This window comes from Amycolatopsis sp. DG1A-15b, from assembly GCF_030285645.1.
GTDB lineage: Bacteria > Actinomycetota > Actinomycetes > Mycobacteriales > Pseudonocardiaceae > Amycolatopsis.
The window spans coordinates 2669320-2695093 of record NZ_CP127296.1 but is presented as its reverse complement, the minus strand read 5'-3'; the positions used below and the strand labels follow the sequence as shown (position 1 = coordinate 2695093).

Annotated in this window: 22 protein-coding genes; 7 read left to right on the top strand and 15 right to left on the bottom strand. The window is 71.9% G+C overall.

What is annotated here, in order from left to right; all coding sequences use genetic code 11:
- Positions 1-39: 39 nt before the first annotated feature.
- Genes QRY02_RS12210 through QRY02_RS12195 form a run of 4 tightly spaced genes read right to left on the bottom strand, consistent with a single transcriptional unit; the run spans position 40 to position 5600 of the window.
- Positions 40-897, bottom strand: coding sequence for a 2Fe-2S iron-sulfur cluster-binding protein (locus tag QRY02_RS12210; protein ID WP_285991642.1), 858 nt, complete (start codon positions 895-897; stop codon positions 40-42).
- A gap of 34 nt (positions 898-931) precedes the next feature.
- Positions 932-2677 carry an NAD(P)H-dependent oxidoreductase subunit E gene (locus QRY02_RS12205; RefSeq protein WP_285991641.1) on the bottom strand — a complete coding sequence of 582 codons (1746 nt, stop codon included), beginning with the start codon at positions 2675-2677 and terminating at the stop codon, positions 932-934.
- A gap of 1 nt (position 2678) precedes the next feature.
- Positions 2679-4598 (bottom strand): molybdopterin oxidoreductase family protein, encoded by a 1920-nt coding sequence (locus tag QRY02_RS12200; protein ID WP_285991640.1) that lies wholly within the window; start codon positions 4596-4598, stop codon positions 2679-2681.
- 12 nt (positions 4599-4610) lie between these two features.
- Positions 4611-5600, bottom strand: coding sequence for a 2-dehydropantoate 2-reductase (locus QRY02_RS12195; RefSeq protein WP_285991639.1), 990 nt, complete (start codon positions 5598-5600; stop codon positions 4611-4613).
- A 252-nt stretch (positions 5601-5852) separates the two neighbouring features.
- On the opposite strand from QRY02_RS12195, the gene QRY02_RS12190 reads away from it, so the two are divergent.
- A complete protein-coding gene (locus QRY02_RS12190) occupies positions 5853-6650 on the top strand; it encodes a GntR family transcriptional regulator (RefSeq protein ID WP_285991638.1) in 798 nt (265 codons plus the stop codon).
- 16 nt (positions 6651-6666) lie between these two features.
- Here the strand turns inward: QRY02_RS12190 and QRY02_RS12185 are convergent, their stop codons facing one another.
- The 4 genes from QRY02_RS12185 to QRY02_RS12170 are packed head-to-tail and all read right to left on the bottom strand — an operon-like array spanning position 6667 to position 13184.
- The gene (locus QRY02_RS12185) at positions 6667-8043 is read right to left on the bottom strand and encodes an OFA family MFS transporter (protein WP_285991637.1); all 1377 of its coding nucleotides are present in this window, start codon (positions 8041-8043) and stop codon (positions 6667-6669) included.
- Positions 8044-8075: 32 nt separating this feature from the next.
- On the bottom strand, positions 8076-10202 hold the full coding sequence (locus tag QRY02_RS12180; protein ID WP_285991636.1) for an acetate--CoA ligase family protein: 2127 nt from the start codon (positions 10200-10202) through the stop codon (positions 8076-8078).
- A 1-nt stretch (position 10203) separates the two neighbouring features.
- On the bottom strand, positions 10204-11433 hold the full coding sequence (gene frc, locus QRY02_RS12175) for a formyl-CoA transferase (protein ID WP_353069541.1): 1230 nt from the start codon (positions 11431-11433) through the stop codon (positions 10204-10206).
- Between the two features lie 14 nt (positions 11434-11447).
- Positions 11448-13184 carry a thiamine pyrophosphate-binding protein gene (locus tag QRY02_RS12170; protein WP_285991634.1) on the bottom strand — a complete coding sequence of 579 codons (1737 nt, stop codon included), beginning with the start codon at positions 13182-13184 and terminating at the stop codon, positions 11448-11450.
- A gap of 245 nt (positions 13185-13429) precedes the next feature.
- Between QRY02_RS12170 and sucC the strand changes: the two genes are divergently transcribed.
- From sucC to QRY02_RS12155, 3 genes are read left to right on the top strand one after another with little or no spacing between them, the layout of a single operon-like run.
- Positions 13430-14575 (top strand): ADP-forming succinate--CoA ligase subunit beta, encoded by a 1146-nt coding sequence (sucC, locus tag QRY02_RS12165; RefSeq protein ID WP_285991633.1) that lies wholly within the window; start codon positions 13430-13432, stop codon positions 14573-14575.
- 3 nt (positions 14576-14578) lie between these two features.
- A complete protein-coding gene (sucD, locus tag QRY02_RS12160; RefSeq protein ID WP_285991632.1) occupies positions 14579-15463 on the top strand; it encodes a succinate--CoA ligase subunit alpha in 885 nt (294 codons plus the stop codon).
- On the top strand, positions 15463-16920 hold the full coding sequence (locus tag QRY02_RS12155) for a LysR family transcriptional regulator (RefSeq protein ID WP_285993823.1): 1458 nt from the start codon (positions 15463-15465) through the stop codon (positions 16918-16920). The genes sucD and QRY02_RS12155 overlap by 1 nt, the downstream gene beginning before the upstream one ends.
- On the opposite strand, the gene fdhD is transcribed toward QRY02_RS12155, so the two are convergent.
- The 3 genes from fdhD to QRY02_RS12140 all read right to left on the bottom strand — a co-directional run bounded on the left by fdhD (position 16908) and on the right by QRY02_RS12140 (position 19952).
- On the bottom strand, positions 16908-17741 hold the full coding sequence (fdhD, locus tag QRY02_RS12150) for a formate dehydrogenase accessory sulfurtransferase FdhD (RefSeq protein WP_285991631.1): 834 nt from the start codon (positions 17739-17741) through the stop codon (positions 16908-16910). The genes QRY02_RS12155 and fdhD overlap by 13 nt on opposite strands.
- 1 nt (position 17742) lies before the next feature.
- On the bottom strand, positions 17743-19053 hold the full coding sequence (locus tag QRY02_RS12145; protein ID WP_285991630.1) for an OFA family MFS transporter: 1311 nt from the start codon (positions 19051-19053) through the stop codon (positions 17743-17745).
- A gap of 488 nt (positions 19054-19541) precedes the next feature.
- Complete coding sequence (locus tag QRY02_RS12140) at positions 19542-19952, bottom strand: histone-like nucleoid-structuring protein Lsr2 (protein ID WP_285991629.1); 411 nt, start codon at positions 19950-19952, stop codon at positions 19542-19544.
- Between the two features lie 217 nt (positions 19953-20169).
- On the opposite strand from QRY02_RS12140, the gene QRY02_RS12135 reads away from it, so the two are divergent.
- Positions 20170-21051 (top strand): class I SAM-dependent methyltransferase, encoded by an 882-nt coding sequence (locus QRY02_RS12135; RefSeq protein WP_285991628.1) that lies wholly within the window; start codon positions 20170-20172, stop codon positions 21049-21051.
- Positions 21052-21229: 178 nt separating this feature from the next.
- Here the strand turns inward: QRY02_RS12135 and dinB are convergent, their stop codons facing one another.
- Positions 21230-22420 (bottom strand): DNA polymerase IV, encoded by a 1191-nt coding sequence (gene dinB / locus QRY02_RS12130; protein ID WP_285991627.1) that lies wholly within the window; start codon positions 22418-22420, stop codon positions 21230-21232.
- Between the two features lie 128 nt (positions 22421-22548).
- Here dinB and QRY02_RS12125 point away from each other — a divergent pair, with 128 nt between their 5' ends.
- Positions 22549-22995, top strand: a complete 447-nt coding sequence (locus QRY02_RS12125; protein ID WP_285991626.1) for a hypothetical protein — start codon at positions 22549-22551, stop codon at positions 22993-22995.
- 16 nt (positions 22996-23011) lie between these two features.
- Positions 23012-23524, top strand: coding sequence for a 2'-5' RNA ligase family protein (locus tag QRY02_RS12120; RefSeq protein WP_285991625.1), 513 nt, complete (start codon positions 23012-23014; stop codon positions 23522-23524).
- Positions 23525-23537: 13 nt separating this feature from the next.
- Here the strand turns inward: QRY02_RS12120 and QRY02_RS12115 are convergent, their stop codons facing one another.
- The 3 genes from QRY02_RS12115 to QRY02_RS12105 are packed head-to-tail and all read right to left on the bottom strand — an operon-like array spanning position 23538 to position 25675.
- Positions 23538-24620, bottom strand: coding sequence for a hypothetical protein (locus QRY02_RS12115; RefSeq protein ID WP_285991624.1), 1083 nt, complete (start codon positions 24618-24620; stop codon positions 23538-23540).
- A 9-nt stretch (positions 24621-24629) separates the two neighbouring features.
- Entirely contained in the window at positions 24630-25220 is a 591-nt protein-coding gene (locus tag QRY02_RS12110) for a hypothetical protein (protein ID WP_285991623.1), read from the bottom strand.
- Between the two features lie 20 nt (positions 25221-25240).
- Positions 25241-25675: an XRE family transcriptional regulator gene (locus QRY02_RS12105; RefSeq protein ID WP_285991622.1), complete on the bottom strand. Its 435-nt coding sequence runs from the start codon at positions 25673-25675 to the stop codon at positions 25241-25243.
- Positions 25676-25774: the final 99 nt, after the last annotated feature.

Below are 25774 nucleotides of genomic sequence, written 5' to 3'. Positions count from 1 at the left end.
AAATGTCTCCAGGTGCCCTGCGCCGCTGCCGCGGGGTTTTCACCTGTTCTGGACGTGCTGCCAGCCGAAGCGGCCCTTGATGCAGAGGTTGCCGTGCGTCACCGAGCTCTCGTGCGGGGAAGTCACCTTGACGATCTCGTTGTCCTGGACGTGCAGGGTCACAGTGCAGCCGACCCCGCAGAACGTGCAGATGGTGGTCGTGGCCGTCTGACGCTCCTCGTCCCAGGTGCCGTCTTCGCGCTTGTCGTACTCGCGTTTGAAGCTCAGCGCCCCGGTCGGGCAGACCTCGACGCAGTTGCCGCAGTACACGCAGGCGCTGTCCGGCAACGGGTTCGAGAACTCCGTCGAGATCCGGGCGTCGAAGCCCCGGCCGGCCACGGTGATCGCGAACGAGTTCTGCCACTGCTCGCCGCACGCGTCGACGCACTTGTAGCAGAGGATGCACTTCCCGTAGTCCCGGACGTAGAGCTCGTTGTCGACCAGGGCCGGCTGCGCCACCGTCGCCGCGTCCGGGCCGAAGCGGTCCGGGTCCGCGCCGGTTTCCGCCAGCCACTCCGCGACGCCCGGTGTGGTCGACAGGTCCGTCGCCGAAGCCAGGAGTTCGAGGACGACTTTGCGGCTGGTGCGGGTGCGCTCGGAGTCGGTGCGCACCACCATGCCCGGCTCGGCCTTGCGCGAGCACGACGGCACCAGCGTCCGTGCGCCCTCGACTTCGACCATGCAGACGCGGCACGCGTTCGCCGGTTCCAGGGTGTCGCCGTAGCACAACGTCGGGATCGCCTTGCCCGCCGCCGTGCACGCGTCGAGAATCGTCGAGCCTTCGGGTACGCGGACCGTCTCACCGTCCACGGTGAACTCGACCAGCCGCTTGGGGATTCCGATGTCCACTGTGGCCATAGCTCCTCCACGGAGAAACGTGTGTCGTCGCTGGTCACTTGAGTGCTCCCAGCCGGTCGATGGCGGACTCGATGGCGTTCCACGCGGTCTGGCCGAGCCCGCAGATCGACGAGTCCCGCATGACCCCGCCCACCTCGCGCAGCAGCGGCCGCTCCGCCGAACCGGAGGCCAGGACACGGCGGATCGCTTCCTCCTGCCGCACCGTCCCGATCCGGCACGGGACGCACTGGCCGCACGACTCGTCGCGGAAGAACTCCGCGATCCGCAGCAGGAAGCCGCCGAGGTCGGCGAGGTCGTCGAGGACCAGGACGACACCCGAGCCGAGCGTCGTCTTCGCCGCCCGCGCGTCCTCGAACGTCAGCGGCAGATCCAGCTCGTCCGGCCGGACGAACCCGCCGGCCGCGCCGCCCAGCAGCACCGCCCGCAGCGACCGGCCTTCCGGCACTCCCCCGGCCATGGCGAGCAGTTCCCGCAGCGTCGCCCCGAACGGCACCTCGTAGACGCCGGGCCGCACGACGTTGCCGGACAGGCAGAACAGCTTCGGCCCGGCCGAGGCTTCCGTGCCGATCGCCCGGTACGCGGCCGCGCCTTCGGTGAGGATCAGCGGCACGTTCACCAGCGTCTCGACGTTGTTCACCACGGTCGGCTTGCCGAACAGCCCCTGTTCGACCGGGAACGGCGGCTTCGTCCGGGGTTCCCCGCGGAAGCCCTCGATCGAGTTGAAGATGGCGGTCTCTTCGCCGCAGATGTAGGCGCCCGCGCCGCGCCGGATCCCGATGTCGAACGAGAACCCCTCGTGGCCCATGACGTCGGTGCCGAGGAACCCGCGTTCGCGGCAGACGTCGAGGGCGTTCCGCAGCAGCCGCAGCGCCCGCGGGTACTCGCCGCGGAGGTAGACGAACCCCTGGGTGGCGCCGATCGCGTACGCCGCGATCGTCATGGACTCCACCAGCGCGAACGGGTCGCCTTCGAGCAGCACGCGGTCCTTGAACGTGCCGGGTTCGCTCTCGTCGGCGTTGCACACCAGGTAGTGCGGCCCGGCGGGCTGGGCGGCGGTGGCCGCCCACTTGCGCCCGGTCGGGAACGCGGCTCCGCCGCGGCCGAGCAGGCCGGCGTCGGTGACCTCGCGGATCACCGCGGCCTGGCCCATCCGCAGGGCGTTCCGCAGCGCCGCGTAGCCGCCGGACGCGCGGTAGTCGTCCAAACCGGCCGGATCGACGACACCGACTCGGCGCAGCAACCGCAGCCCGTCCTTCTGGTGGATCACCGGCGGCGCGCCCTGGCCCGCCACCGGCTCCCGCCCGGCGGCGAGCACGGCCGACGCGCCGGTCGCCGGGGCGAGCAGCTCGGTCGTCGCCGGGTCGCCGGCCTGGAACGTCAGCGCCGCGGGGGCCCGTTCGCAGACACCGAGGCACGGGCTTCGCAGCCACGTGACCCCGCCGCGCGCCTTCCCCGCGGCGCCGACGTGCTCGGTGAGGACGTCGCACACCGTCTCCGCGCCGGTGAGCCGGCAGGCCAGGTCGGTGCACACGTGCACCACCCGCGCCGGGCGTTCCTCCAGGGCGAACAGCGAGTAGAAGCTCGCCACGCCGTAGGCGTCCGCGGGCGGCACGTGCAGCGTCTCGCAGATGAGGTTCAGCGCGCCCTGGCTGATCCAGCCGACCCGGTCGTTGACGGCGTGCAGGGCGGGGAGCAGCTGGTCACGGCCGCCACCGGCGAACCCGGCGACCGCCGCCCGTTCTTCGTGCGACGCGACGGCGTCCAGCAGTTTGAGGTCCACTTCAGACCTCCACCGGCAGCTTGTCGACGCGGATCGCCGCCGCCTTGTACTCGGCGGTTCCGGCGATCGGGCAGGTGGCTTCGATGGTGATGACGTTGACGTCGACCTCGTCCGGGAAGTGGAAGGTCATGAACGCGAGCCCCGGCTTCAGGCCCTTGTCGAGCCGCACCGGCGCGACGATCGCGCCCCGCCGGGACGAGATCCGGACCAGTTCGCCGGGTTCGACGCCGAGGGCGCGGGCGTCCCCGGGGCAGAGGTCGAGGGTCTCCCCGTGCCGCAGTGGCGAGGGGAACCCGCTCGACTGGACGCCGGTGTTGTAGGAGTCCAGCCGCCGGCCGGTGGTGAGCCGGATCGGGAACTCCTCGGTGAGCAGGTCGACCGGCGGGCTGTGCTCGAGCACCGTGAACGGCGCCGGCCGGCCGCGTTCGGCCGGGTCCGCGGCCCACAGCCGGGCGTGCAGGAACGTCGGCTCGAGGGTGTCTTCGGAGTAGCACGGCCATGGGATGCCGCCGAGCTCTTCGAGGCGCGCGTAGGACATCCCGGCGTGCATCGGCGACAGCGACCGCAGCTCGTCCCAGACCTCTTCGCCGCCGGTGTAGTGCCAGTCGTGGCCGAGCCGGCGGGCGAGCTCCGACAGCAGTTCGATGTCGTCACGCGCGCCTTCCGGCGGCTCGAGGGCCTTGCGGACGCGCTGGACCCGCCGTTCGGAATTGGTGAAGGTGCCGTCGCTCTCGCACCAGGCCGCCGACGCCGGCAGCACGACGTCGGCCAGCTGGGCGGTCTTGGTCAGGAAGATGTCCTGCACGATCAGGTAGTCGACGTTGGCCAGCCGCTTGATCGTGTGCTCGCAGTCCGCTTCGGACTGCACCGGGTTCTCGCCGATGATGTACACGCAGGTCAGGTCGCCGCGTTCCATCGCGTCGAGCATCTGGGTGAGGTTGAGGCCCTGGTGCGGCGGGATCGATGAGCCCCACGCCGCGTCGAACTTGGCTCGGACGCCGGCGTCGAGGACGTCCTGGAAGCCGGGGAGCCGGTCCGGGATGGCACCCATGTCGCCGCCGCCCTGGACGTTGTTCTGCCCGCGCAGCGGGTTCAGCCCGGCGCCGTAGCGGCCGACCTGCCCGGCCAGCAGGGCCAGGTTGATCAGCGCCAGCACGTTGTCGGTGCCGTTGTGGTGCTCGGTGATGCCCAGGGTCCAGGACAGCTGGGCGCGGTCGGCGCGCGCGTAGGTGTGGGCGAGTTCGCGGATCAGCCCGGCCGGGACGCCGGTGGTCTTCTCCGCGACCTCCGGCGTCCACGGCTCGACCGACGCGGCGAACTCGGCGAACCCCTCCGTGGCCCGCTCGACGAAGGTCGTGTTCACCAGTCCGGAGTGGATGATCTCCCGCGCGATGGCGTGGGCCAGGGGGATGTCGGTGCCGACTTCGAGCTGCAGCTGCCGGTGCGCCCAGCTCCCGGTGCTGGTCCGCCGCGGGTCGACGACGAAGAGCTTCGCTCCCTTGTGGACGGCCTTGAGCACGTGGTGGAAGAAGATCGGGTGCGCTTCACGCGGGTTGCCGCCCCAGATCACGATGACGTCGGCGTCCTCGATCTCCTGGTAGGAGGACGTGCCGCCGCCACTGCCGAACACGCGGGCCAGCCCGGCGACGCTCGGCGCGTGGCAGGTGCGGTTGCACGAGTCGACGTTGTTCGTGCCGATCACCGCGCGGGCGAACTTCTGCGCGACGAAGTTCATCTCGTTGGTGGCACGGGCGCACGAGAACATCCCGAACGCCTCGGGCCCCTTGCCGTCCAGGGTGCGGCGGATGCCGGCGGCGGCCCGGTCGAGGGCTTCGGCCCAGGTGGCGGGCCGCAGCACGCCGGAATCGCGCACGAGGGGCTGGGTGAGCCGGACGTACGGCTCGGTGTTCCTGCGCTTCACGGTGACCTCCGGTCAGTGCGACCCGACGGGGACTTTGCTGGTGTGGTCGAGCAGGGAAACGGCGGCGTGGACGTACCGCAGGGCCGGCGCGGGCACGCCGGTGAGGCCGGCCAGCTCGACGACCGCGCCGATGATCGCGTCGATCTCGAGGGGCTTGCCCGCTTCCAGGTCCTGCAGCATCGACGTCTTGTGGTGGCCGACGCGCCGGGCGCCGTCGATGCGCTTCTCGACCGAGACGCCCGGGTCGCTGCCCGCGGCGCGGGCGATGGCCAGGGTCTCGGTCATCATCGTGGCGACGAGCTCGCGGGTGTCCTCGTGCTCGCACATCTGGGCCATGGTCGCCCGGGTCAGCGCCGAGAGCGGGTTGAAGGCGACGTTGCCCATCAGCTTGATCCAGATGTCGTTGCGCAGGTCGGGTTCGACCGGCGCCTTGAGCCCGCCGGCGATCATCGCCGCGCCGAGTGCCCGGCAACGCGCCGAGATTTCGCCGCCGGGCTCGCCGAGGGAGAACCGGGTGCCCTCCAGGTGCCGGACGACGCCCGGCGCCTCGATGACCGTCGAGCAGTAGACGACGCAGCCGATCGCCCGGCGCAACCCGAGCACCGCGGTCACCGAGCCGCCGGGGTCGACGGTCTCGACCCGCTGCCCTTCGAGCGGATGGCCCCGCAGACCGTGGAAGTACCACCACGGGATGCCGTTCTGCGCGGCCACGATCGCCGTCTCCGGGCCGAGCAGCGGCGCGAGCAGCTCGCCGCACGAAGCGTAGGAGTTGGCCTTGAGACCGAGGAACACGAAGTCGGCTTCACCCACCTCGGCGGGGTCGTCCGTGACGTGGGGGTGGGCGGTGAAGTCACCGCGGGGGCTCAGCACGCGGACACCGTGCTCGCGCATCGCCGCGAGGTGGGCCCGGCGGGCGATCAGGTGCACCTCGGTCCCGCCGCGGTGCAGCGCGGCCCCGACGTAGGCGCCGATCGCCCCGGCCCCGAGAACAGCCACCTTCATGATGTGCCTCCCTGGTCCTGCGCATTATTGCATACAGTATCCTGGATACAGAGCCGGGACCAGAGTCCGCCCGACGACCACCCGGGCGGCGCAGCGAAAAGCGGCATAACAGACACCAGGGGTCACGTCCGCGAGCTGCGACTGATCTGCATCGACCAAAACCACCCCTGGCGGGTGAGTTCTGGGATTTTGCATACCAAAACCTGTATCCTGGGCGCAGATCCCCGCTTCCTCTCCGACTCGAGGTGTCCCGTGAGCCCGCCCGCCTCCCCGCTGCCCGACCGCGGCCCGACCGGCCGCCGCACGGCCAAGGGATCGCTCAGCTCGACCGCCGCCAAGCGCGTCGAGCGGCCCGCGCCGCTGCGCCAGGTCGTCTACGAAGCCCTCGCCGAACTGATCATCAACCGCACCCTCGAGCCCGGGCAGCACCTGGTGGAGGCCGACCTCGCCGAGTACCTCGGCGTGAGCAGGCAGCCGGTCCGGGAAGCGCTGCAACGGCTGCAGAGCGAAGGCTGGGTCGACCTGCGCCCCGCCCAGGGCGCCTTCGTGCACCTGCCCACCGACGAGGAGGCCGACCAGCTGCTCAGCGTCCGCAGCGTGCTGGAGACGCACTCCGCGAAGCTCGCCGCCGGCCGGGCGACCGCCTCCGACGTCTTCCACCTGCACGAACTGCAGCAGGCCGGCCTCGAAGCACTCGCCAAGCAGGACACCGAGGGCCTGGTCGCGGCCAACGCCGCCCTTCACGCGTTCATCACCGAGCTCTCCGGGAACGCCGTGCTCGCGGAAATGATCGGGCTGGTCGACCGCCGGGTCCGCTGGTACTACACCCCGATCGCCCGCCCCCGCGGGCGGGACGCGTGGAACGAGCACGAGGACCTGATCCGGGCCATCGCCGCCCAGGACGCCGACGCCGCCGAGAAGATCATGGCCAAGCACACCGAACGGACCCGGCAGGCCTACCACGAACGTCCGGCTGTGCCTTCCGGGGCCGAGCCCCGGACCCCGCCGGGGGCCAGTCCCCGGACCTCCGGCGGGGTCGAGCGCCGCTGAAACCCCCGGAAGGGGGTCAGCCGCCGGCCGCGGCGGACGGTCGCGCCACCAGCTCGGTTTCGGCGAGCTGGTGGCGTGGCCGGCCCGGCTGGCGCAGGAACAGCGTCAGCACCGCCGAAAGCACCGCGATGCACCCGGCCAGGACGTACGCGCCGGTGTAGCCCCACGCGCTGATCACCCCCGCCGCGAGCCCGCCGCCGCCGACGCCGCCGACCAGCTTCGCGCTGTAGACCAGGCCGTAGTTCGACGCGTTGTTGTTCTCGCCGAAGTAGTCCGGCACGAGCGCGGCGAACAGCGGGTAGAAGGCGCCGCCGCCGAACCCGGTCAGGAACGCGAACACCATGAACAGCGGCAGGTTGTGCGTGTTCCCCGCGTACAGCACGCCGAACTGCGCGCCGCCGGCGATCAGGAGCACGATCGTCAGCGTCTGCCGCCGGCCGAGCTTGTCCGACGCCCAGCCGACGACCGCCCGGCCGGTGCCGTTGACGATCGCCAGCACGCCGGCCGACGAAGCCGCGACGAAGGCGCCGAAGTGGCTTTCCTTGGCGAACGGCACCTGGAAGTTGATGCCGAACAGCGAAACCCCGCCGATGATCACCAGGCACACCCACATCAGCGGGAGCATGCCGGTCCGGATCGCCTCCATCGGCGTGAACTGGCGGACCGCGGGCGGGTTCTTGGCCAGGGTCTGCACGCCGAGCTTGCCCTTGGCCCAGGTGAGCGGGTCGACCTCCGCCGGCCACCAGCTCTTCGGCGGGTCCTTGAACAGGAAACCGCACACCCCGACGACGATCAGCATGTACAAGCCGATGCCGTCGAGCACCCCGGTGACGTTCTCGTGCCCGAGGAACGCGCTGAACAGGTAGATGAACGGCACCGAGCCGTAGGCGAAGCCGCCGTTCACGAAGCCGGTGCGCGCGCCGCGCTTCTCCGGGTACCACTTGCCGACCATGTTGATGCAGGTCGCGTACACGAGCCCGGCGCCGGTGCCGCCGAGGACCGAGTACCCGATGAACGCCAGCGTGAGGTTCCCGCTGTGCGCGATGGTGAAGTAGCCGATGCCGCTGCACACGGCACCGGCCAGCATCGCCGTCTTCGCCGAGACGACATTGCGCTCTCTGAGCCGGCCCGCCGGGAAGGCGACGCCGGCCTGGAACACCGCCCAGATGCTGGCCAGCCAGAACGCGTCCGACAGCGTCCAGCCGTACTTCTCTTCCAGCGTGCCCTCGACGGCGCCCCAGCCGTACTCGAACACGCTGACCGCCATCATGGCGACCCACGGCAGCCAGACCATCCAGCTGCGCGAGCGCCCCATGATGTCGTGCGGGGATTCGCCTACCCGGTAAACTCTTCCGTTTTCGTCAGTGATCTCCTGGTACGTGGCTGCGGTCATGAGAGTTCTCCTTCGTCGCCGTTGACTCAGGTTCAGAGCAGGCCCGCGGCCCGCGCCCAGCGGTACTTCGCGCCGAGCACCGCCACGGGCTTCTCGGTCGTGTACGGGTACGCGACGACGCCGCGGTCGTACAGGTAGTCGCTCGCCTCCTCGACTTCGACGTCACCGGACAGGGACGCGACAACAGGCTTGTGGATCCCCTTCGCGCGGTATTCGGCGACCACCTCCGACACCAGTTCGGCGAACACCATCGGCGGGGTGACGATCGTGTGCCAGTAGCCCAGGATCAGGGCGTGGATGCGATCGTCCTCCAGGCCCAGCGCGATCGTGTTGCGGTAGGTCGAAGGCGGCTCGCCACCGGTGATGTCGATGGGGTTGCCCGCCGCGCCGAACGGCGGGATGAACTTCCGGAACGCCGTGTCGAGGTCCTGCGGGATCTCCATCAGCTTCAGCCCGTTGTCGACGCAGGCGTCCGAGAGCAGCACGCCCGAGCCGCCGGCGCCGGTGATGATGACGACGTTCTCGCCCCGCGGCGTGGGCAGCAGCGGGATGCCGCGGGCGTATTCGAGCATGTCGTTCAGCCCGGGTGCCCGGATCACGCCGCTCTGGCGCAGGATGTCGTCGTAGACCTTGTCGTCGCCGGCCAGCGCGCCGGTGTGCGAGCTGGCCGCCCGCGCGCCCTGGGACGTCCGGCCGGCCTTGAGCACCACGACCGGCTTGCGCCGCGAAACCCGCTTCGCCGTCTCCGCGAACGCCCGGCCGTCCTTGAGGTCCTCGAGGTGCATGGCGACGAGCTCGGTGTTGTCGTCCTGCTCGAAGAAGGTGAGCAGGTCGTCTTCGTCGATGTCGGCCTTGTTGCCGACGCCGACGATCGAGGAGACACCCATCTTCGCCGACCGGCTGAAGCCGAGGATCGCCATCCCGATGCCGCCGCTCTGCGACGAGAGGGCGACGCCGCCCTTGACGTCGTACGGTGTGCAAAATGTCGCCGACAGGTTTTCCGGCGTGTAGTAGTAGCCGTAGATGTTCGGCCCGAGGATGCGCACGCCGTGCTTGCGGGCGATCGCGACGACCTCGTCCTGCAGCGCGATGTTGCCGGTTTCGCCGAAGCCGGACGGGATGAGGATCGCGCCGGCCACGCCCTTCCGGCCGACCTCTTCCAGCGCCGCGGGGACGAACTTCGCCGGGATGGCGAAGACCGCGACGTCGACGTCGCCGGGGACGTCGGTGATGCTCGCGTAGGCCTTGCGGTCGAGGATCTCGGTGGCCTTGGGGTTGATCGGGTGGATCTCCCCGGCGTAGCCGCCGTCGACCAGGTTCTTCATCACCGAGTTGCCGATCTTCCCGGCTTCGGCCGACGCGCCGATCACCGCGACCGACGCCGGTTTCATGATCCGGTTCATGGAGGCGAGGATCTCCTCCTGGGTGAACCGCACCGGCTCCTTCGCCGCCTCCGGGTCGACCAGGATCCGGACGTCGACCGCGGTGGCCCCGTTCGCCGTGGCGAGCACCGGGTTGAGGTCCACTTCGGACAGCTGCGGGAAGTCGGCCACCAGCTGCCCGAGCCCGGTGATCACCGCCGCCAGCGCGTCCCGGTCGACCGGATCCGAACCGCGGACTCCGCGCAGGATTTCGGCGGCCTGGATTCCGTCGATCATCGACAGCGCTTCCGCCGTGCTCGTCGGCGCGAGGCGGAACGTGACGTCCTTGAGCACCTCGACCAGGATGCCGCCCAGGCCGAACGCGACGATCTTGCCGAACGTCGGGTCGGTGACCGAGCCGATGATCACCTCCTGGCCGCCGGTGAGCATCTGCTGCACCTGGACGCCGAGGATCCGCGCGCCGGCGTCGTACGCCTTCGCGTTTTCGACGATCTTCGTGAAGCCCGCCTGCACCGCGTCGGCGTCCCGCAGGCCGACGAGCACGCCGCCGGCCTCGGTCTTGTGCAGGATGTCCGGCGAGACGATCTTGAGCACCACCGGCAGCCCGATGTCCCCGGCGTGGGCCACGGCCTCTTCGGCCGTCGTGGCCAGCCGCTCGGCCGGGGTCGGGATCCCGTAGGCCGCGCACACCGCCCGTCCCTCGGGCGCGGTCAGCGACGACCGGCCTTCGGCCGCCGCCCGGGCCAGGATCTTTTCGACCGCCGCGCGATCCGCCACCTCAGATCACCCCCGCCGCGCGGAGCTTCTCGAGCTCCGCCTCGCCGTAGCCGAGTTCGCCCAGCACTTCGTCGTTGTGCTCGCCGAGCAGTGGCGACCGTTCGATCTCCACCGGCGAGTCGGACAGCTTGAGCGGGCAGCCGACGGTCTTGAAGGTGCCGCGCTCGGGGTGCGGGACCTCGACGACCGAGCCGAGCTCGGCGAGGGTCTCGTCCTCGATCAGTTCCTTCGTGGACAGGATCGGGCCGCACGGGATGTTGCAGGCGTTGAGCTCTTCCATCACCTCCCACTTCGTGTGCTGTTCGGTCCACTCCTCGACCAGCGCGAACATCTTGTCCAGCTTGGACAGCCGGACCTCGGGCGTGGCCCACGCCGGGTCTTCGGCCAGCTCGGCTTTGCCGATCAGCCGGGCGAGCGGCGCCCAGCCGGGCGGCTGGACGATCACGTAGATGTAGTCGTTCGGCCCGCCGGGCGCGCACTTGACCGCCCAGCCGGGCTGGCCGCCACCGGAGGCGTTGCCCGAGCGCGGAACCGCGTCGCCGAACTGGTCGTTCGGGTACTCCCCCAGCGGACCGTGGGCCAGCCGCTGCTGGTCGCGCAGCTTGACCCGGCACAGGTTGAGCACGGCGTCCTGCATGGCAACCTGGACGCGCTGGCCGCGGCCGGTGGAGGTCCGCTGGTACAGCGCGGCGAGGATGGCGGCCACCAGGTGGATTCCGGTGCCGGAGTCGCCGATCTGCGCGCCGGTCGCGGTCGGCGGACCGTCCTCGAAACCGGTGGTGCTCATCGCGCCGCCCATGGCCTGCGCGACCACTTCGTAGGCCTTGAAGTCGGCGTAGCGGCCGGGGCCGAACCCCTTGATCGAGGCGTAGACCAGCCGGGGGTTGAGCGCGGCCAGCTTCTCCCACGGGTAGCCGAACCGGTCGACCACGCCCGGGCCGAAGTTCTCCACCAGGACGTCCACCCCGGACACGAGCTTCTCGAAGATTTCCTTGCCCTCGGCGCTCTTCATGTTGAGCGTGATGCTGCGCTTGTTGGCGTTCAGCATCGTGAAGTAGAGGCTGTCGACGCCCGGCAGGTCACGCAGCTGCCCGCGGGTGATGTCGCCGCGGCCGGGGGTCTCCAGCTTGATCACGTCCGCGCCGAGCCAGGCGAGCAGCTGCGTCGACGACGGACCGGACTGCACGTGCGTCATGTCGAGGACGCGGACGCCCTCCAGTGCCTTGCCCATGCCTTGGCCTCCGCTCACTTGTACATGGTCTGGTTCATGGTTCCGGGGGCGTACACGTCGGGATCGACCCAGACGTTGATCAGCGACGGCTTGCCGGATTCCCGCGCGCGCAGCAGCGCCGGCCCGATGTCGGCCGGGTCGCGGACCTCCTCGCCGTACCCGCCGAGCATCCGCGCGAACTCGTCGTAGCGGACGTCGCCGAGGGTGTTGCCGACGCGCTCGCGCGGCAGGCCGTACTTCGCGGCCTGGCCGTAGCGGATCTGGTTCATCGAGGAGTTGTTGCCGACGATCCCGACGAACGGCAGGTCGAACCGCACGAGCGTCTCGAAGTCCCAGCCGGTGAGGCTGAAGGCGCCGTCACCGAAGAGCGCCACGACTTCCTTGTCCGGGCGCGCGTGCTTCGCGGCCAGGACGAACGGGATGCCGACGCCGAGTGTCCCGAGTGGACCGGGGTCCATCCAGTGGCCGGGCGACTTGGGCTGCACGACCTGGCCGGAGAAGGTGACGATGTCCCCGCCGTCGCCGATGTAGATCGAGTCCTCGGTGAGGAACTCGTTGATTTCGTGGACCAGCCGGTACGGGTGGATCGGGCGCGCGTCGGAGTGCTGCAGCGGCAGCCGCTTCTGCTTCGCCTTTTCCTCCACGGCTTGGAGTTCTTCGAGCCACGCCTTGCGGCTGACGGCGCCGTTGTCGGTGCGGCCGGAGGCGGCTTGGGCGACGGCGGCGAGGACCTGGCCGGCGTCGCCGACGATGCCGAGGTCGATGTCGCGGTTCTTGCCGACCGTGCGGTAGTCGAGGTCGATCTGGACGACGGCGGCGTCCTTCGACAACCGCTTGCCGTAGCCCATCCGGAAGTCGAAGGGGGTGCCGACGATGACGATGACGTCGGCGTTGTCGAAGGCGTAGCGGCGCGAGAGCTGGAAGTGGTGCGGGTCGCCCGGCGGCAGTGTGCCGCGGCCGGCGCCGTTCATGTACGCCGGGATGTTCAGCGTCCGGACGAGCTCGGTCGCCGGGCCGGTCGCCCGGGTGGTCCAGACCTGGCTGCCGAGCAGGATGGCCGGCTTCCTGGCGTGCACCAGCAGGTCGGCGAGCTTCTCGACGTCCGCGGGGTCGCCCGCGTTCTTCGTCGACGCCCGGTAGCGGCCGGCTTCGGGGATGCGGGCGTTCTCCAGGGGTACGCGCGCGTCGAGGACGTCACGCGGGATTTCCAGGAAGGACGGTCCGGGCGCGCCGGCGTGGGCCTCACGGAAGGCCATGCTCACGAGGTCGGCCACGCGGGCGGTGTGCGGCACGGTGGCGGCGAACTTGGTGATCGGCGTCATCATGTCCACGTGCGGGAGGTCCTGCAGGGACCCCATCTTGTGCTGGGTCAGCGCGCCTTGGCCGCCGATCAGCAGCATCGGGCTTTCGGCGCGCAGCGCGTTCGCAACCCCGGTGACGGCGTCGGTGGTGCCCGGCCCGGCGGTGACCACCGCGCAGCCGGGCTTGCCGGTGATCCGCGCGTAGCCGTCGGCCGCGTGCGCCGCGACCTGTTCGTGGCGGACGTCGATGACCTCGATGCCTTCGTCGACGCAGCCGTCGTAGATGTCGATGATGTGGCCGCCGCACAGGGTGAAGATCGTGTTGACCCCTTCGGCCTTCAGCGCCTTGGCCACCAGGTGCCCGCCGGATATCCCGGCGGGCGCGGGCTCGGCGCCGTTCGTTGCTGCGGCACTCTCCCCCGCGGTCGTGCCGGTCGTGGTCAGCGCCATGGCTCAACTCCTCTGGTCCGCCGCCGGATCTCTCTTGTCCGGCGGTGTGTGGCCTTTTCTCCGAGGTCAGCGGCCCCTTCTCGGCAGACTGTAGATTGCATACCGTATGGGGTAGGCATATAGTCACTCCTCAGGCAGCCCGTGTCCAGGGCCATCCGCAGGGTTTTTCCGGACTCGGAACCGGCCCCCGCGGACCACCACTCCACGCCCTTCGCCCTGCCCCGCCGCGGAAAGGACGCTCCCGCATGGACCTCTTCGAACACGAAGCCCGCGATCTCTTCGAAAAGCACGGCGTGCCGGTCCCCCGCGGCCGGGTCGCCGCCGATCCGGCCGCGGCTCAGTCCGCCGCGGTCGCCCTCGGCGGGCCGGTGGTGGTCAAGGCCCAGGTAAAGACCGGCGGGCGCGGCAAGGCGGGCGGTGTCCGCGTGGTGCACACAGCCGACGATGCCGAGCAGGCCGCCGACGACATCCTCGGCATGGACATCAAGGGCCACACCGTGCACCGCGTCCTGGTGACCGAAGCGAGCGAAATCGCCGGCGAGTACTACCTGTCCTTCCTGCTCGACCGGGCCGGGCGGACGTTCCTCGCCATCGCGTCGGCCGAAGGCGGGATGGACATCGAAGAAGTCGCGGCGACCCGGCCGGACGCCTTGGCGCGGGTGCCGGTGGATCCGCTGGCCGGGGTCGACGCGACGGCCGTCGCGGCCGCGTTCCCCGCCGATGTCCGTGCCGAAGTCGCCGGGGTCGTCGAGAAGCTGTGGGAGGTGTTCGTCGCCGAGGACTGCACGCTCGTCGAGGTGAATCCCCTGGCTCTCACGGCCACCGGGATCGTCGCGCTGGACGGCAAGATCACCCTGGACGACAATGCGTCCTTCCGCCGTTCCTCGTCGTTCGACGGCACTTCGGACGGTGATCCGCTGGAGCGCGAGGCCCGCGCGAAGGGCCTCAACTACGTCAAGCTCGACGGTGACATCGGCGTGATCGGCAACGGCGCCGGGCTGGTGATGTCCACTTTGGACGTCGTCGCGGCGGCCGCGGCCGAGGCGGGCGCGCGGGGGCCGGCGAACTTCCTCGACATCGGCGGCGGGGCGTCGGCGCAGGTGATGGTCGACGGGCTGACCGTGATCCTCGGCGACCCCCGGGTGCGCAGCGTGTTCGTCAACGTCTTCGGCGGCATCACCGCGTGCGACGCCGTCGCGACCGGGATCGTGCGGTCGCTGGAGGTCCTCGGTGCGCGCGCCACCAAGCCCCTCGTGGTCCGGCTCGACGGGAACAACGTCGACGAAGGCAGGCGGATCCTCGCCGAAGCGGCCCATCCCCTGGTCACCGTGGTGGCCACCATGGACGATGCCGCCCGCGAGGCGGCGAAGCTCGCGATCGCGGAGGTCTGAGCCGTGGCCATCTTCCTGGACGAGAACAGCCGGATCGTCGTTTCGGGCATCACCGGCTCCGAAGGCGCGAAGCACACTCGGCGGATGCTGGCCGCCGGGTCGAACGTCGTCGGCGGCGTCAACCCGCGCAAGGCCGGGCAGCAGGTGGAGTTTCCCGGCCGTTCGCTGCCCGTGTTCGGCGGTGTCGCGGACTCGATGGCGGCGACCGGCGCGGACGTCTGCGTGCTGTTCGTGCCGCCGCCCTTCGTCGCCGACGCCGTGGTCGAAGCGGTGGACGCCGGGATCGGGCTCGCGGTGGTGATCACCGAAGGCGTCCCGGTGCACGACAGCGCGCGGCTGTGGGCGCACGCCGTCGCGGCGGGCGGGCGGACCCGGATCATCGGCCCGAACTGCCCGGGCATCATCTCCCCCGGCCGCTCGAACGCCGGGATCATCCCGGCCGACATCACCGGACCGGGGCGGATCGGCCTCGTGTCGAAGTCCGGCACGCTGACGTACCAGCTCATGCACGAGCTGCGGGACATCGGGTTCTCGACCTGCGTGGGCATCGGCGGCGACCCGATCATCGGGACCACGCACATCGACGCGGTCGAGGCGTTCGAAAAGGACCCGGAGACCGACCTGATCGTGCTGATCGGCGAGATCGGCGGCGACGCCGAGGAGCGGGCCGCGGAGTTCGTGCGCGCCGGCGTGTCGAAGCCGGTCGTCGGGTACGTGGCGGGCTTCACGGCTCCGGAAGGCAAGACGATGGGTCACGCGGGCGCGATCGTGTCGGGATCGGCGGGAACGGCGGCGGCGAAGAAGGAAGCCTGGGAAGCCGCGGGAATCCGCGTCGGGCGCACGCCGGGCGAGACGGCGGCGCTGGCCCGCGAGGTCCTCGCCCGGTGATGGAGCTGCGCCAGCTGGCGGTGGCGGTGGCGGTCGCCGAGGAGGGCGGCTTCACGGCGGCCGCGCAGCGCCTGCGGACGGTTCAGTCGACGGTGTCCACGGTGGTCCGCGCACTGGAGCGCGACCTGGGCACACCGCTGTTCCACCGCACGACGCACCGGGTGGTCCTGACCCCGGCGGGCGAGGCGTTCGTCCCGGCCGCCCGCGCGGCTCTCGAGGCGGCCGAACGAGCCCGCGCGGCGGTATCCCCGGTGACGGGCCGAATCCGGCTCGGCGTGTGCCCGGGCTTGCTGGCGGACCTGCACCGGACGCTGGCTCGCCTGCGGCACACCCACCCGGGCCTGACGCCGGAGATCCGCCAGCTGCGGCCGGAACGGGTACGGCATGAGGTGGTGGAGTCCACTGTGGATGTGGCGCTGACCCTGTCTTCCGGCGGCGGCGCGGCAGCACCGGCGGGCCCGGTCCCCGGCGGCGGCGCAGCAGCCCCGGTTTCCGGCGGCGGCGCGGCAGCACCGGCGGGCCCGGTGCCCGGCGGCGGCGCAGCAGCCCCGGTTTCCGGCGGCGGCGCGGCAGCACCGGCGGGCCCGGTGCCCGGCGGCGGCGCAGCAGCCCCGGTTTCCGGCGGCGGCGCGGCAGCACCGGCGGGCCCGGTCCCCGGCGGCGCAGCGACTCCGGCGGCCCCAGCGCCCGGCGGCGGCGCCGCGGCCCCAGCGGACCCGGCGCCCGATGACGGTTCCGCAGCCCCAGTTTCCAGCGGCGGCACGGCAGCACCGGCGGCCCCACTCCCCGGCGCCGGCGCCGCGGCCCCAGCGGACCCGGCGCCCGATGACGGTGCGGCAGCCCCGGCGGACTCGGCGCCCGGAGACTGCGCGGCAGCCCCTGCGGCCCCAGTGCCCGACGGCGGCGCCGCGGCCCCAGCGGATCCGGCGCCCGGCGGCGGCCGCCGGGCGCCGGCGGCCGATGCGGTCCGGGCACCGGGTCACCCCGCAGCCGAACCGACAGCCACCACACCCGCCGGAGCCCGCCCCACGGCCGACCCCGCCCCACCCCGCGACCCCGCGTCCCCGACCGACCCCGCGCCACCCACCGAACCGGTCGCCACCCCGCTCGCCGCCGAGGAGCTCGTCCTCGTCACCGCGCCCGGTGGCTCGCGCTCCGCTCCCGCCGATCTCTCCGGGCTGTCGCTGGTGGACTTCCCCGTGGGCTGGGCGATCCGTGAGGCCGTCGACCGTGCCTTTCCCCGCCGGCCGGTTTCGCTGGAGGTCGATGATCTCGCCGTGGCCGCCGGGCTCGTGCGGGCGGGGCTCGCCGCCTGCCTTCTGCCCGCCTCCGCCGCCGCGCGGTTTCCCGAACTCACCGTGCGGCGGTTCGGCCGGCCCGTTCCGTGGCAGCTCGCCGCCGTGCACCGGGCCGATGCCGGCCCCGCCGTCGCCGCCGTACTCGCTCAGCTCGGCTGAAGACCCAGGCGGTCCGGTCGCGTGTAGACGTTCATCGACGTCCCGCGCAGGAAACCGACCAGCGTCAGGCCCAGCTCGGCGGCCAGGTCCACCGCCAGCGACGACGGCGCCGACACCGCGGCCAGCAACGGGATCCCGGCCATCGCCGCCTTCTGCACCAGCTCGAACGACGCCCGCCCGCTCACCATCAGCGCCGTCCCGGACAGCGGGAGCTCGCCGGCCCGGGTCGCCGAGCCGACGACCTTGTCCACCGCGTTGTGCCGTCCGACGTCTTCGCGCAGGCACCGCAGCTTCCCGTCCGCGTCGAACAAGCCCGCCGCGTGGAGGCCGCCGGTGCGGTCGAAGACCCGTTGCGCCGCACGGAGTTCGGCCGGCAGCCCGGCCAGGGTCGCCGGGCCGGTCGCGAACGGGTCGCCGGCGATCGGCCAGGTGACCGTCGTGCGCACCGCGTCCAGGCTCGCCTTGCCGCACAGGCCGCACGAGGACGTCGTGTAGAAGTTGCGCTCCAGCGAGGCGTCCGGCGGAGCGACGCCGTCCGCGAGCACGACGTCGAGGACGTTGTAGGTGTTGCCGCCGTCGACCGTGGCGCCGGCGCAGTAGCGGATCGACCGGATGTCGGCCGCCGCGCGGACCACGCCTTCGCCGACCAGGAACCCGGCGGCGAGGTCGAAGTCGTCGCCGGGTGTCCGCATCGTGATCGTCAACGGCTTCCCGGCGACCCGGATCTCCAGGGGTTCCTCGACGGTCAGCGTGTCCGGCCGCGTGGTGTGCCCGCCGTCGTGGACGCGCAGCACCCGCCGCCTGCTGGTCATCCGCCCCACGTCACGCCACCGGCAGCAGCGATTTGGGCCGGCCCGGCTGGGACAGCCGCCCGGACAGCACCGCCGCGGCCAGGCTCAGCACCCCGGCCGCGGTGAACGCGCCGGCGAACCCGTGCGCCGTCACGACCAGCGTGGCCGGCCCGATCCCCACCACGGCACCCACGGCCTTGGCGCTGTAGAGGATCCCGAAGTTCTGCGCCGCCGACTCCTCGCCGAAGTACTCGCGCACCAGGCCGACGAGCAGCGTGTAGCAGCAGCCGTTGCCGAGGCCGGCCAGCACCACGCCCACCAGCAGGCCGGTGGGGTGCCGGTGGGCCCCGGAGTAGAACAGCACGAACTGGGCGACACCGCCCGCGAGCAGCGCGAACCGCAGGATCCGGTGCCGGCCGAGCCGGTCGGCGAACCGTCCGATGAGGACCCGGCCGCTGCCGGTCGCCGCGGCGAGCAGCGCCAGTGCGGCCGCGGCGAGCCCGGGCCCGCCGCGCGCGGCGGTGAACGTCGCCAGGTAAGCCAGGTCGAACAGCAGGACGGCGGCCGCGAGCACGACGACGAGGTACAGCGAAAGCGTCGTACCGCACCGGAACAGTTCCGCCGGCCGGTAGTGCCGGACCGCGGGACTCCGGTTGTGCGCCCGGTCGAGCGCCCAGGCCCGGGGTTCGGGCGTGGCGGGCCACCAGTGCCGCGGCGGGTACCGCAACAGTGCGGCGCACCCGGCGATGACGACGAGCACGACGGCGGCGGTGACGTCCAAGAGCGCCGGGCGCGCGGCCGGCAGGGTGGCGGCGAGCACGACGAAGGGAACGCTGCCGCAGGCGAACGCCCCGCTCACGATGCCCGCGCGGGAGCCGGTGGCGTCGGGGAACCAGGCGAGCACCGCGCCGATGCACGTGGCGTACACCAGACCGGTGCCGAGCCCGCCGAGCACGGAGTAGCCGAGGAACACGGCGGTCAGGCCGGTCGCGTGGCCGAGCGTCACGAGCCCGGCGGCGCACAGGACCGCGCCGGCCGCCATCGCCGCGGGGGCGGGGAGCAGGCCGCGATCCCGGAGCCACGCCACCGGGAACGCGGCCCCGGCCTGGCAGACGGCCCACACCGCGAGCGCGAGGACGATCCCGCCGAACGTCCAGCCGGGCGTCCGGCTCAGCGACGGCACGATCGCGCCGAAGCCGTACTGCTGCACCCCGGCGGCGAGCATGGCCGCCGCGGCGAGCCCGGTGATCCACGCCCGCGGCCGGCCGAGCAGCTCCCGGTCGGACTCACCGACGCGGTACCGCCGTCCGTAGACGTCCCGCAGTTCGCGCACCTCGGCCACGCCGACCGCCTCCTGCCAAACTGAAGATTGTATGCAGTATGGAGAAGACCGAGTGTGCGCTTGTCCGCGACAGATGTCCATCGGAAAGGAACGTCGGCGCCCGGATGGCGGAGCGCGGCAACGAGCCGGAGCAGGGCGGGCCGTGGCGCCGCGGCTTCGTCGACGGCGGTCACGCCGCGAAAAGGAGGCGGCCCGGTGGCCATCGAGGGAGGAGGCGGCCACCGGACCGGTGCTCCGCAGCGGTACCGGCCGCGCGGAGCACTGACAGTCTGGCCATCGAAGCCGCTCTCCGACAAGCTTTCGGCGCCCGCCGGATGGCGTGATGCCCGTTTGGCGGTGCCGGGAACCGGCGCCGCGGTCCACATCGAACCGGATGCGTGACAGCGAGGCACGAAGGGAATACCGAACGCCACCTGAACCCGGTCAGGCGGCAGCCGGCCGGCGAAGCTGCGCCTACTGGCGCGGCTTCGCCGGCACGGGCACGGCTTTCAAGACTTCTTGCGGGTCGCTCGCTTGCGCGCCGGCTTGGCTTCGGCCGGTTCGGCCGCCGCGGCCTGGTCGGCCTCGAAGCCGGCGATGATCTCGCTGGACAGGCGGCCGCGCTCGGCAACCTCGTAGCCGTTCGCCTGCGCCCACTCGCGGATCTGCCGGTTGCGCTCGCGGTCGGTGCCCGAGCCGGACGGGCCGGACAGCGACTGGCCGGTCGCGAGGCGAACCTTGCGGCCGCCGATGCGCCGTGCGGCACCGACGTAGCGAGCCAGCTCGTCCCGCAGCGCGGAGGCGTTCTCCTCGGACAGGTCGATCTCGTACGTCACCCCGTCGAGGCTGAAGGGGACGGTCTGCGAAGCCTCGCTGCCGTCGAGGTCGTCCACCATCTGGACCTGCACCCGTTGCGCCATGATTCGTCGTTCCTCATCTTCTCCAGAACACGGTCGGACTGACCCTAACCTGTCGAATCATGCCCGGCACGCGCGACACCCTGAAGCGTCCACAATGGCCGCCCGGGCGAGCGGCTCGCCCGCGTCCAGAGTGACCGCAACGGAGCCGAAATGCTCGTCGTCTTGTCGAAGATTCAATTTTGTGATATGCTCGAAATCGAATCGGTACCGTGGCGGTATGCGCCACTCCGGTTTTCCCGCTAATGCTCCCCGCGTCAGTCACGCCGCCTTCACGGCCGCGGCCGCGCGAGCGGCACATTTGCTGGTCGACAGCGAGCCACTCATCTTCTCCGATACCCTTGCGGCCCGCCTGCTCGGCGACCGCGCCGAGGAACTCCTGGCCTACCACCGGCTCCACGGTACCCATCCGGTCCTGGCCGGCGCCCGCGCCGAAGCGGTGTGCCGGAGCCGGTTCGCCGAAGCGCGCCTGATGCGCGGCAATTCCGGTATAGACCAGTATGTGATTCTCGGTGCCGGGCTCGATTCGTTCGCGTATCGCACCACGTCGCGACGATTCCGGGTGTTCGAGGTCGACCACCCGGCGACCCAGGTGGTCAAACGGGAACTGCTGGCCGGCGCCGGCCTCACCGAACCGGCTTCGGTCACCTTCGTCCCGGTCGACTTCGAAGCCGAACGACTGCGGGAACGGCTCGTCCAGAGTGGACTGGACCCGTTTCGCCCCGTGTTCGTCAGCTGGCTCGGTGTCACCGTCTACCTGACGCGGACGGCGATTGCCGCGACATTGCGGGAGCTCGGCGGATTCGCGCCGGGATCGGAAATCGTGGCCGATCACCTGCTGCCGGCGGAACTGCGCGACGCGGCCGGGGACGGCTACGCCGAAGCCGTCGGTCCGGTGGCCGCCGCGCAGGGTGAGCCGTGGCGCACGTTCCTCTCCCCCGTGGCCCTGGCCGAGCTCTTGCGCGAAGCGGGGTTCGACGTTCTCGAACAGGCCGGGCAGCGGCAAAGCGTCGCCGCGCGGCTGTGGCGGCGCACCGACGCGCTGCGGCCCGCCGCGCTTTCCTCGCTGGCGCACGCGCGCCTTCCGCGCCGGCCCGGCTGACCGGACTTTCGCCGCGTGGTGGGGCTTTCGCAGCAGGGCCGGGTCCGGTGTTGCCCGCAGGTGACGCGGAGGCCGGCGCACGCACCGTCGCCGCAGCAGCCACCGCCCGCCCTACCCGTCCTGGCCCCCTGCCGGGCCCGCCCTGCCCGGCCGGTCCTGGCCCGCCTGCCGGGAACCCTCAGTCGGGCAGCATCGGCACTTCGAGGTCGTCCGGCCGGCCGAGCAGCACCGCCCGGGTGACGGCGGCCTTCCCGAACCGGTCCCGCACGGCGTCCAGCGCGGTGTCGAGCTCGGTCGCCCGCTGCCGTTCGAACGGCAAGGCCGGCTGGAACGGGTTTTCGTCGGCCAGGTTGGACAGCGCCGCACCCAGCAGGGTGATCCCGCGGTCGGCGATCAGCGGCAGCGCGGCGACGAGCAGTTCCCGCGCCGCGGCGAGGAGCACGCCGGTGCCGGCGGTCGGGTCGGTCAGCGTGTGCGAACGGGTGGCGCGGGAGAAGTCGGCGAAGCGCAGGCGGATCGTCACCGTCCGGCAGACGCGGCGGGCGGCGCGCAACCGGCGGGCGATCCGGTCGATCAGCGCCACCAGCACGACGTCGAGCTCGGCCGGGGTCCGCCTGCCGCGCCCGAGGGCCCGCTGGGCGCCGATCGAGCGCCGCCGCGTGCCGAGCTCGACGCGCCGCGGGTCGTCGTTGTGCGCCAGGTCGTGCAGGTGCGACCCGGCGGCCCGGCCGAGCAGGCCGACGAGGTCCACGTGTTCGGACGCGGCCAGCTGGCCGACGGTCGTGATACCGCGGGCCCGCAGCTTCTCGGCGGTGACCTTGCCGACGCCCCAGAGCGCCGAAACCGGCAGCGGGTGCAGGAAGTCCAGCTCGCCGTCGTGCGGGACGACGAGCAGGCCGTCGGGCTTGGCGACGCGGCTGGCGACCTTGGCGAGGAACTTCGTCCGCGCCACCCCGACGGTGATCGGCAGCCCCGCCCGCTCGGCGACTGCGGCGCGTAGCCGTTCGGCGACGCGGCTTGGCCGCCCGCCGATCCTGGCCAGCCCCCCGACGTCCAGGAACGCTTCGTCGATCGAGATGCCTTCCACCCATGGCGTGGTGTCGTGGAAGACCTCGAAGACCGCCCGGCTGGCCGCGAGGTAGGCCGACATCCGGGGGCGCACGACGACCGCGTGCGGGCACAGCCGGCGGGCCTGCGCGCCCCCCATGGCGGTGCGCACGCCGTAGGCCTTGGCCTCGTAACTCGCCGCGAGCACGACCCCGCCGCCGACGATCACCGGCCGCCCCTTGAGGGCCGGGTCGTCGCGCTGTTCGACCGAGGCGTAGAACGAGTCGAGGTCGGCGTGCAGGATAGGCCCCTCGTCGGTCATAGAACATATGTTCGCATACCCGTGCACCGAAGTCCGCTCATCCGCCTACCGCGGGTGACGTGCCGCCGGTCGAAATTGCGCGCTTTCCCGGTTGTCCGCACTCTGTTGCCCCGCTCACACTCGACCCGATGAACGACCCGACCACTGGGGGCGACATGACCGAGAAGTGCCGATGCGGCGACCACCACGCGTGGGCCGCGCCGAACCCGCAGGACCGGCCGGCGGCACCACGGCAGCCACTGCTGGCGGCGACCCTGGCGCGCGAAGACCACGTGGAGGACGCCGGCGGCTTGGACCCGACCGACCGCGTGACGTGCCGGATCCACCGCCGCTGGCTGCACGACTGCGTGGCGTCGCCGGTGCACACGAACCCGGCCATCGGGTACCGGTGGTGCCGTCGCTGTGACCACCAGGCGCTGGTCGCGGTGGACGAACTGGCGGGCGAGGTCACCATCCGGTGCGGGCTTTGCGGGGTGATGCCGCGCAGCCGGGCCAACCGGGAGCTGGTGGAGCTGTGCCGGCGAAGCCTTGCGCTGGCCCGGTCCGGGCGGTTCCCGGAGATCGCCGTCGCCTGACTGCCATGATGCGGGGGTGCCCGCGCCCGGAACCACCGCGTTGCTGATCCTGTTGCCCGCCGCCGAGCCGGCGCTGGCCGCGGCCCGGCGGGTCGATCCCGCTCTGGTCCGTCCAGGCGTGCCTGCCCACGTGACGGCGCTGTACCCGTTCTTGCCGGACGCGTCGCTGACCGACGAGGTCCTGGCGGAGGTCCGCGCCACGGCGGCCGCCGTGCCCCCTCCGGACGTCCGGTTGACGGAGCTGGTGGTGACGCCGGGATTCGTGGCTCTCGCGGCTCCTGCGCTCCAGGCGATCGCCGACGCGGTGTGCGCTCGGTGGCCGGAGGTTCAGCCGTACGGCGGGCGGTTCGGTCCGCGCCCGGCCGCGCACCTGACGGTCGCGATGGGCGGTTCGGAAGACGCTCTCGCGCGAGTGGCCGAGGAAGTGCGGCCGCTGCTGCCGCTGACCGATCGCGCGCAGGCGCTGCAGTTGGTGGCGCTCACGGACGGCGGCTGGGAGCCGCGGCTGGAAGCACCGTTCCGCGGTTGAGCGACGCCACCTTTCACTGACGGGTGGTCTCGGCCGCCGTCGTTCCCGCCGGCTTCCGGTACGCACGGGCGATCGCGCGCAGCCGGGCCACGTCCGCGGCGAACGGTTCCGTTGCCGCGGTGGGCGGCGGCTCCGTCTCGGACGGCTCGTCCGGCAGGTCGCGCACCAGTCTCGCCACCGTGGCCGGCGGCAGGTCCGGGGTCGCGCCGGCCAGGATCAAGCCGTCGTTGGTCTCGCTCATCGCCGTCAGCAGCCGCTCGCGGCGGGACGACCCCGCCGGATCGATGCGGGCGATCTCCGGGAATCGCCGCGTCAGATGGGCGCGCAGGGGCTCCAGCAGGCGGAGCGTCCGGGCGTCGCGCCGCGAAGCCGCCAGGCCCGGAACCGCCGGGATCGTCAGGCCCAGGACGATCAGCAGCACCGACACCGCCGGGAACCCGACGTCCAGCGCGCACGGCAGCGTCGAGAACGGCCCGCGGCACAACGCCTTGACCGGGTGATCGGCTTGCAGCGCGCGGATCGTCCCGACCACCTTCCCGCCCAGGTAGGCCACCGCGAACGCCGACGCCAGCAGCAACAGCGCGAGGCCCGCGCGCAGCGCGCCCCCGCTCACCCGGATCGTCACCGCCGCCACGAAGCCGATGTCGAGCACGGCGAAGCCCAGGTACACCGTGTAGGTGAAGACGTAGACCACCAGCGTCGGGTGCGTGCGGTACAGCTCGTCGAACAGGCCGATGCCGCGCGGCAGCCCCGAGGTGCTGAAGAACGTCACCACCAGCACCGTCAGCGCCACGCCGAGCGCGACCAGCCGGGTGCGGCGGCCGCGGTCGCGGGTGCCGCTGATCTCCGCGACCGTCAGGCCGATGCCGTACGCCGCGACCATCGTCGCCAGGTTCGACAGCAGCCGGCCGAGGCTCGGGTAGAGCTCGCTCTCGAACTGCTGCGCCCGGTTCGACAGGAAGCAGAACGCCGCGCCCAGCGCGATGAGCGAGACGGCCAGGCCCGCGCCCGCGCCGGTGCGCCGCGCGCGGGCCGCTCGCCAGATTCCGGCGAACAGGGCGAAGAGCCCCACTCCGACGAAAAGTATGTCGATCACGGGACGCGACTATCCCAGGAGTGCCGCCAGCCGCCTAGCCTGGTCCGCCGCCCGGCCGGACGCACCCGGCTGAACGGCGGGTGGCTCGCTCGTCGCCGCGCTCATCAGCAGCACGGCGATCAGCTCGGCCTCGTACTCGTCGGTCCCGGTCGTGACGCGGGTGAGCAGGTGCGACAACGCCCGCGGCGCCAGGTCCGGGGCGAGCTCGGCGGCCTCGGCCTCCGACAGCAGGCAGGTTCCGGTGTGCGCGCACAGCATGTGGGCCAGCTCGTGGGCGATGATGTGGTCCTGGTGCAGCGCCGACGTCCGCTCGGTGTAGGCGATCAGGTCGTAGCCGGGGCGGGCCTGCCACGCACCGGAGGGCTGTCCGGGCCGGTACGCGATCGGGACGAGGTCGATCTCGCGCCCCCGCCACGCTTCGAGGCCGTCGACCCAGGCGTTCATCGACCACGGCCGCGGGAGCGGGACGGCGGCGAGCACCGTCCGCACGCGCTCGCGTGCCCGGTCGCGGAGGGCCGGCAGGCCGCGCTCGTCGATGGGTCCTCCCTGGTGACCGGGCGCCAGCCGGGTGCACCGGGGCGCGAACACGGACGAGGTCATCGTAGCCGAGCCACCCGGAGTCACTCCGGCTTCCGCCGCCGGCCGGCGCGACGCCGGGTCTCGTCGTAGCTGCTGAGCTGATCCAGCAGCGCCGTCACGGTTTCGCGGTCGCGCGGCGAGAGCTGCATGGCCCGTTGCGCCAGGTTCCGCACCTCGCTGTCCCGCCACGCCACGACGTCTTCCACCTGCCGGTCGACCTGACCGGCGACCTCGTCGTCGAAGAAGTACGTCACCGGGACGCCGAAGAACTGGGCGAGCGCCTGGATGTGCGAGCGCTTCGGGTCCTTGCGCGCGCCGACGGCCAGTTGCTGGACGTGGGTCGCCGACATCGTGACACCGGTCTGCTCGGCGACGCCGTGCGCGATCTCCCGGTAGGAGTACGGCTTGCGGTCCGGCGGGTGCACGCTCGCGATCAGGTGCGCCAGCCGTTCGGCGAAACTGCGCTCTTCACTCACCACACACCACCTGCAGCCATGAAACGTGACACCGGACAGCGTAGCTGTTCCGAAAACTTGACACAGCCTGTGCCGGAAAGACTACGATACTCCGGTCCG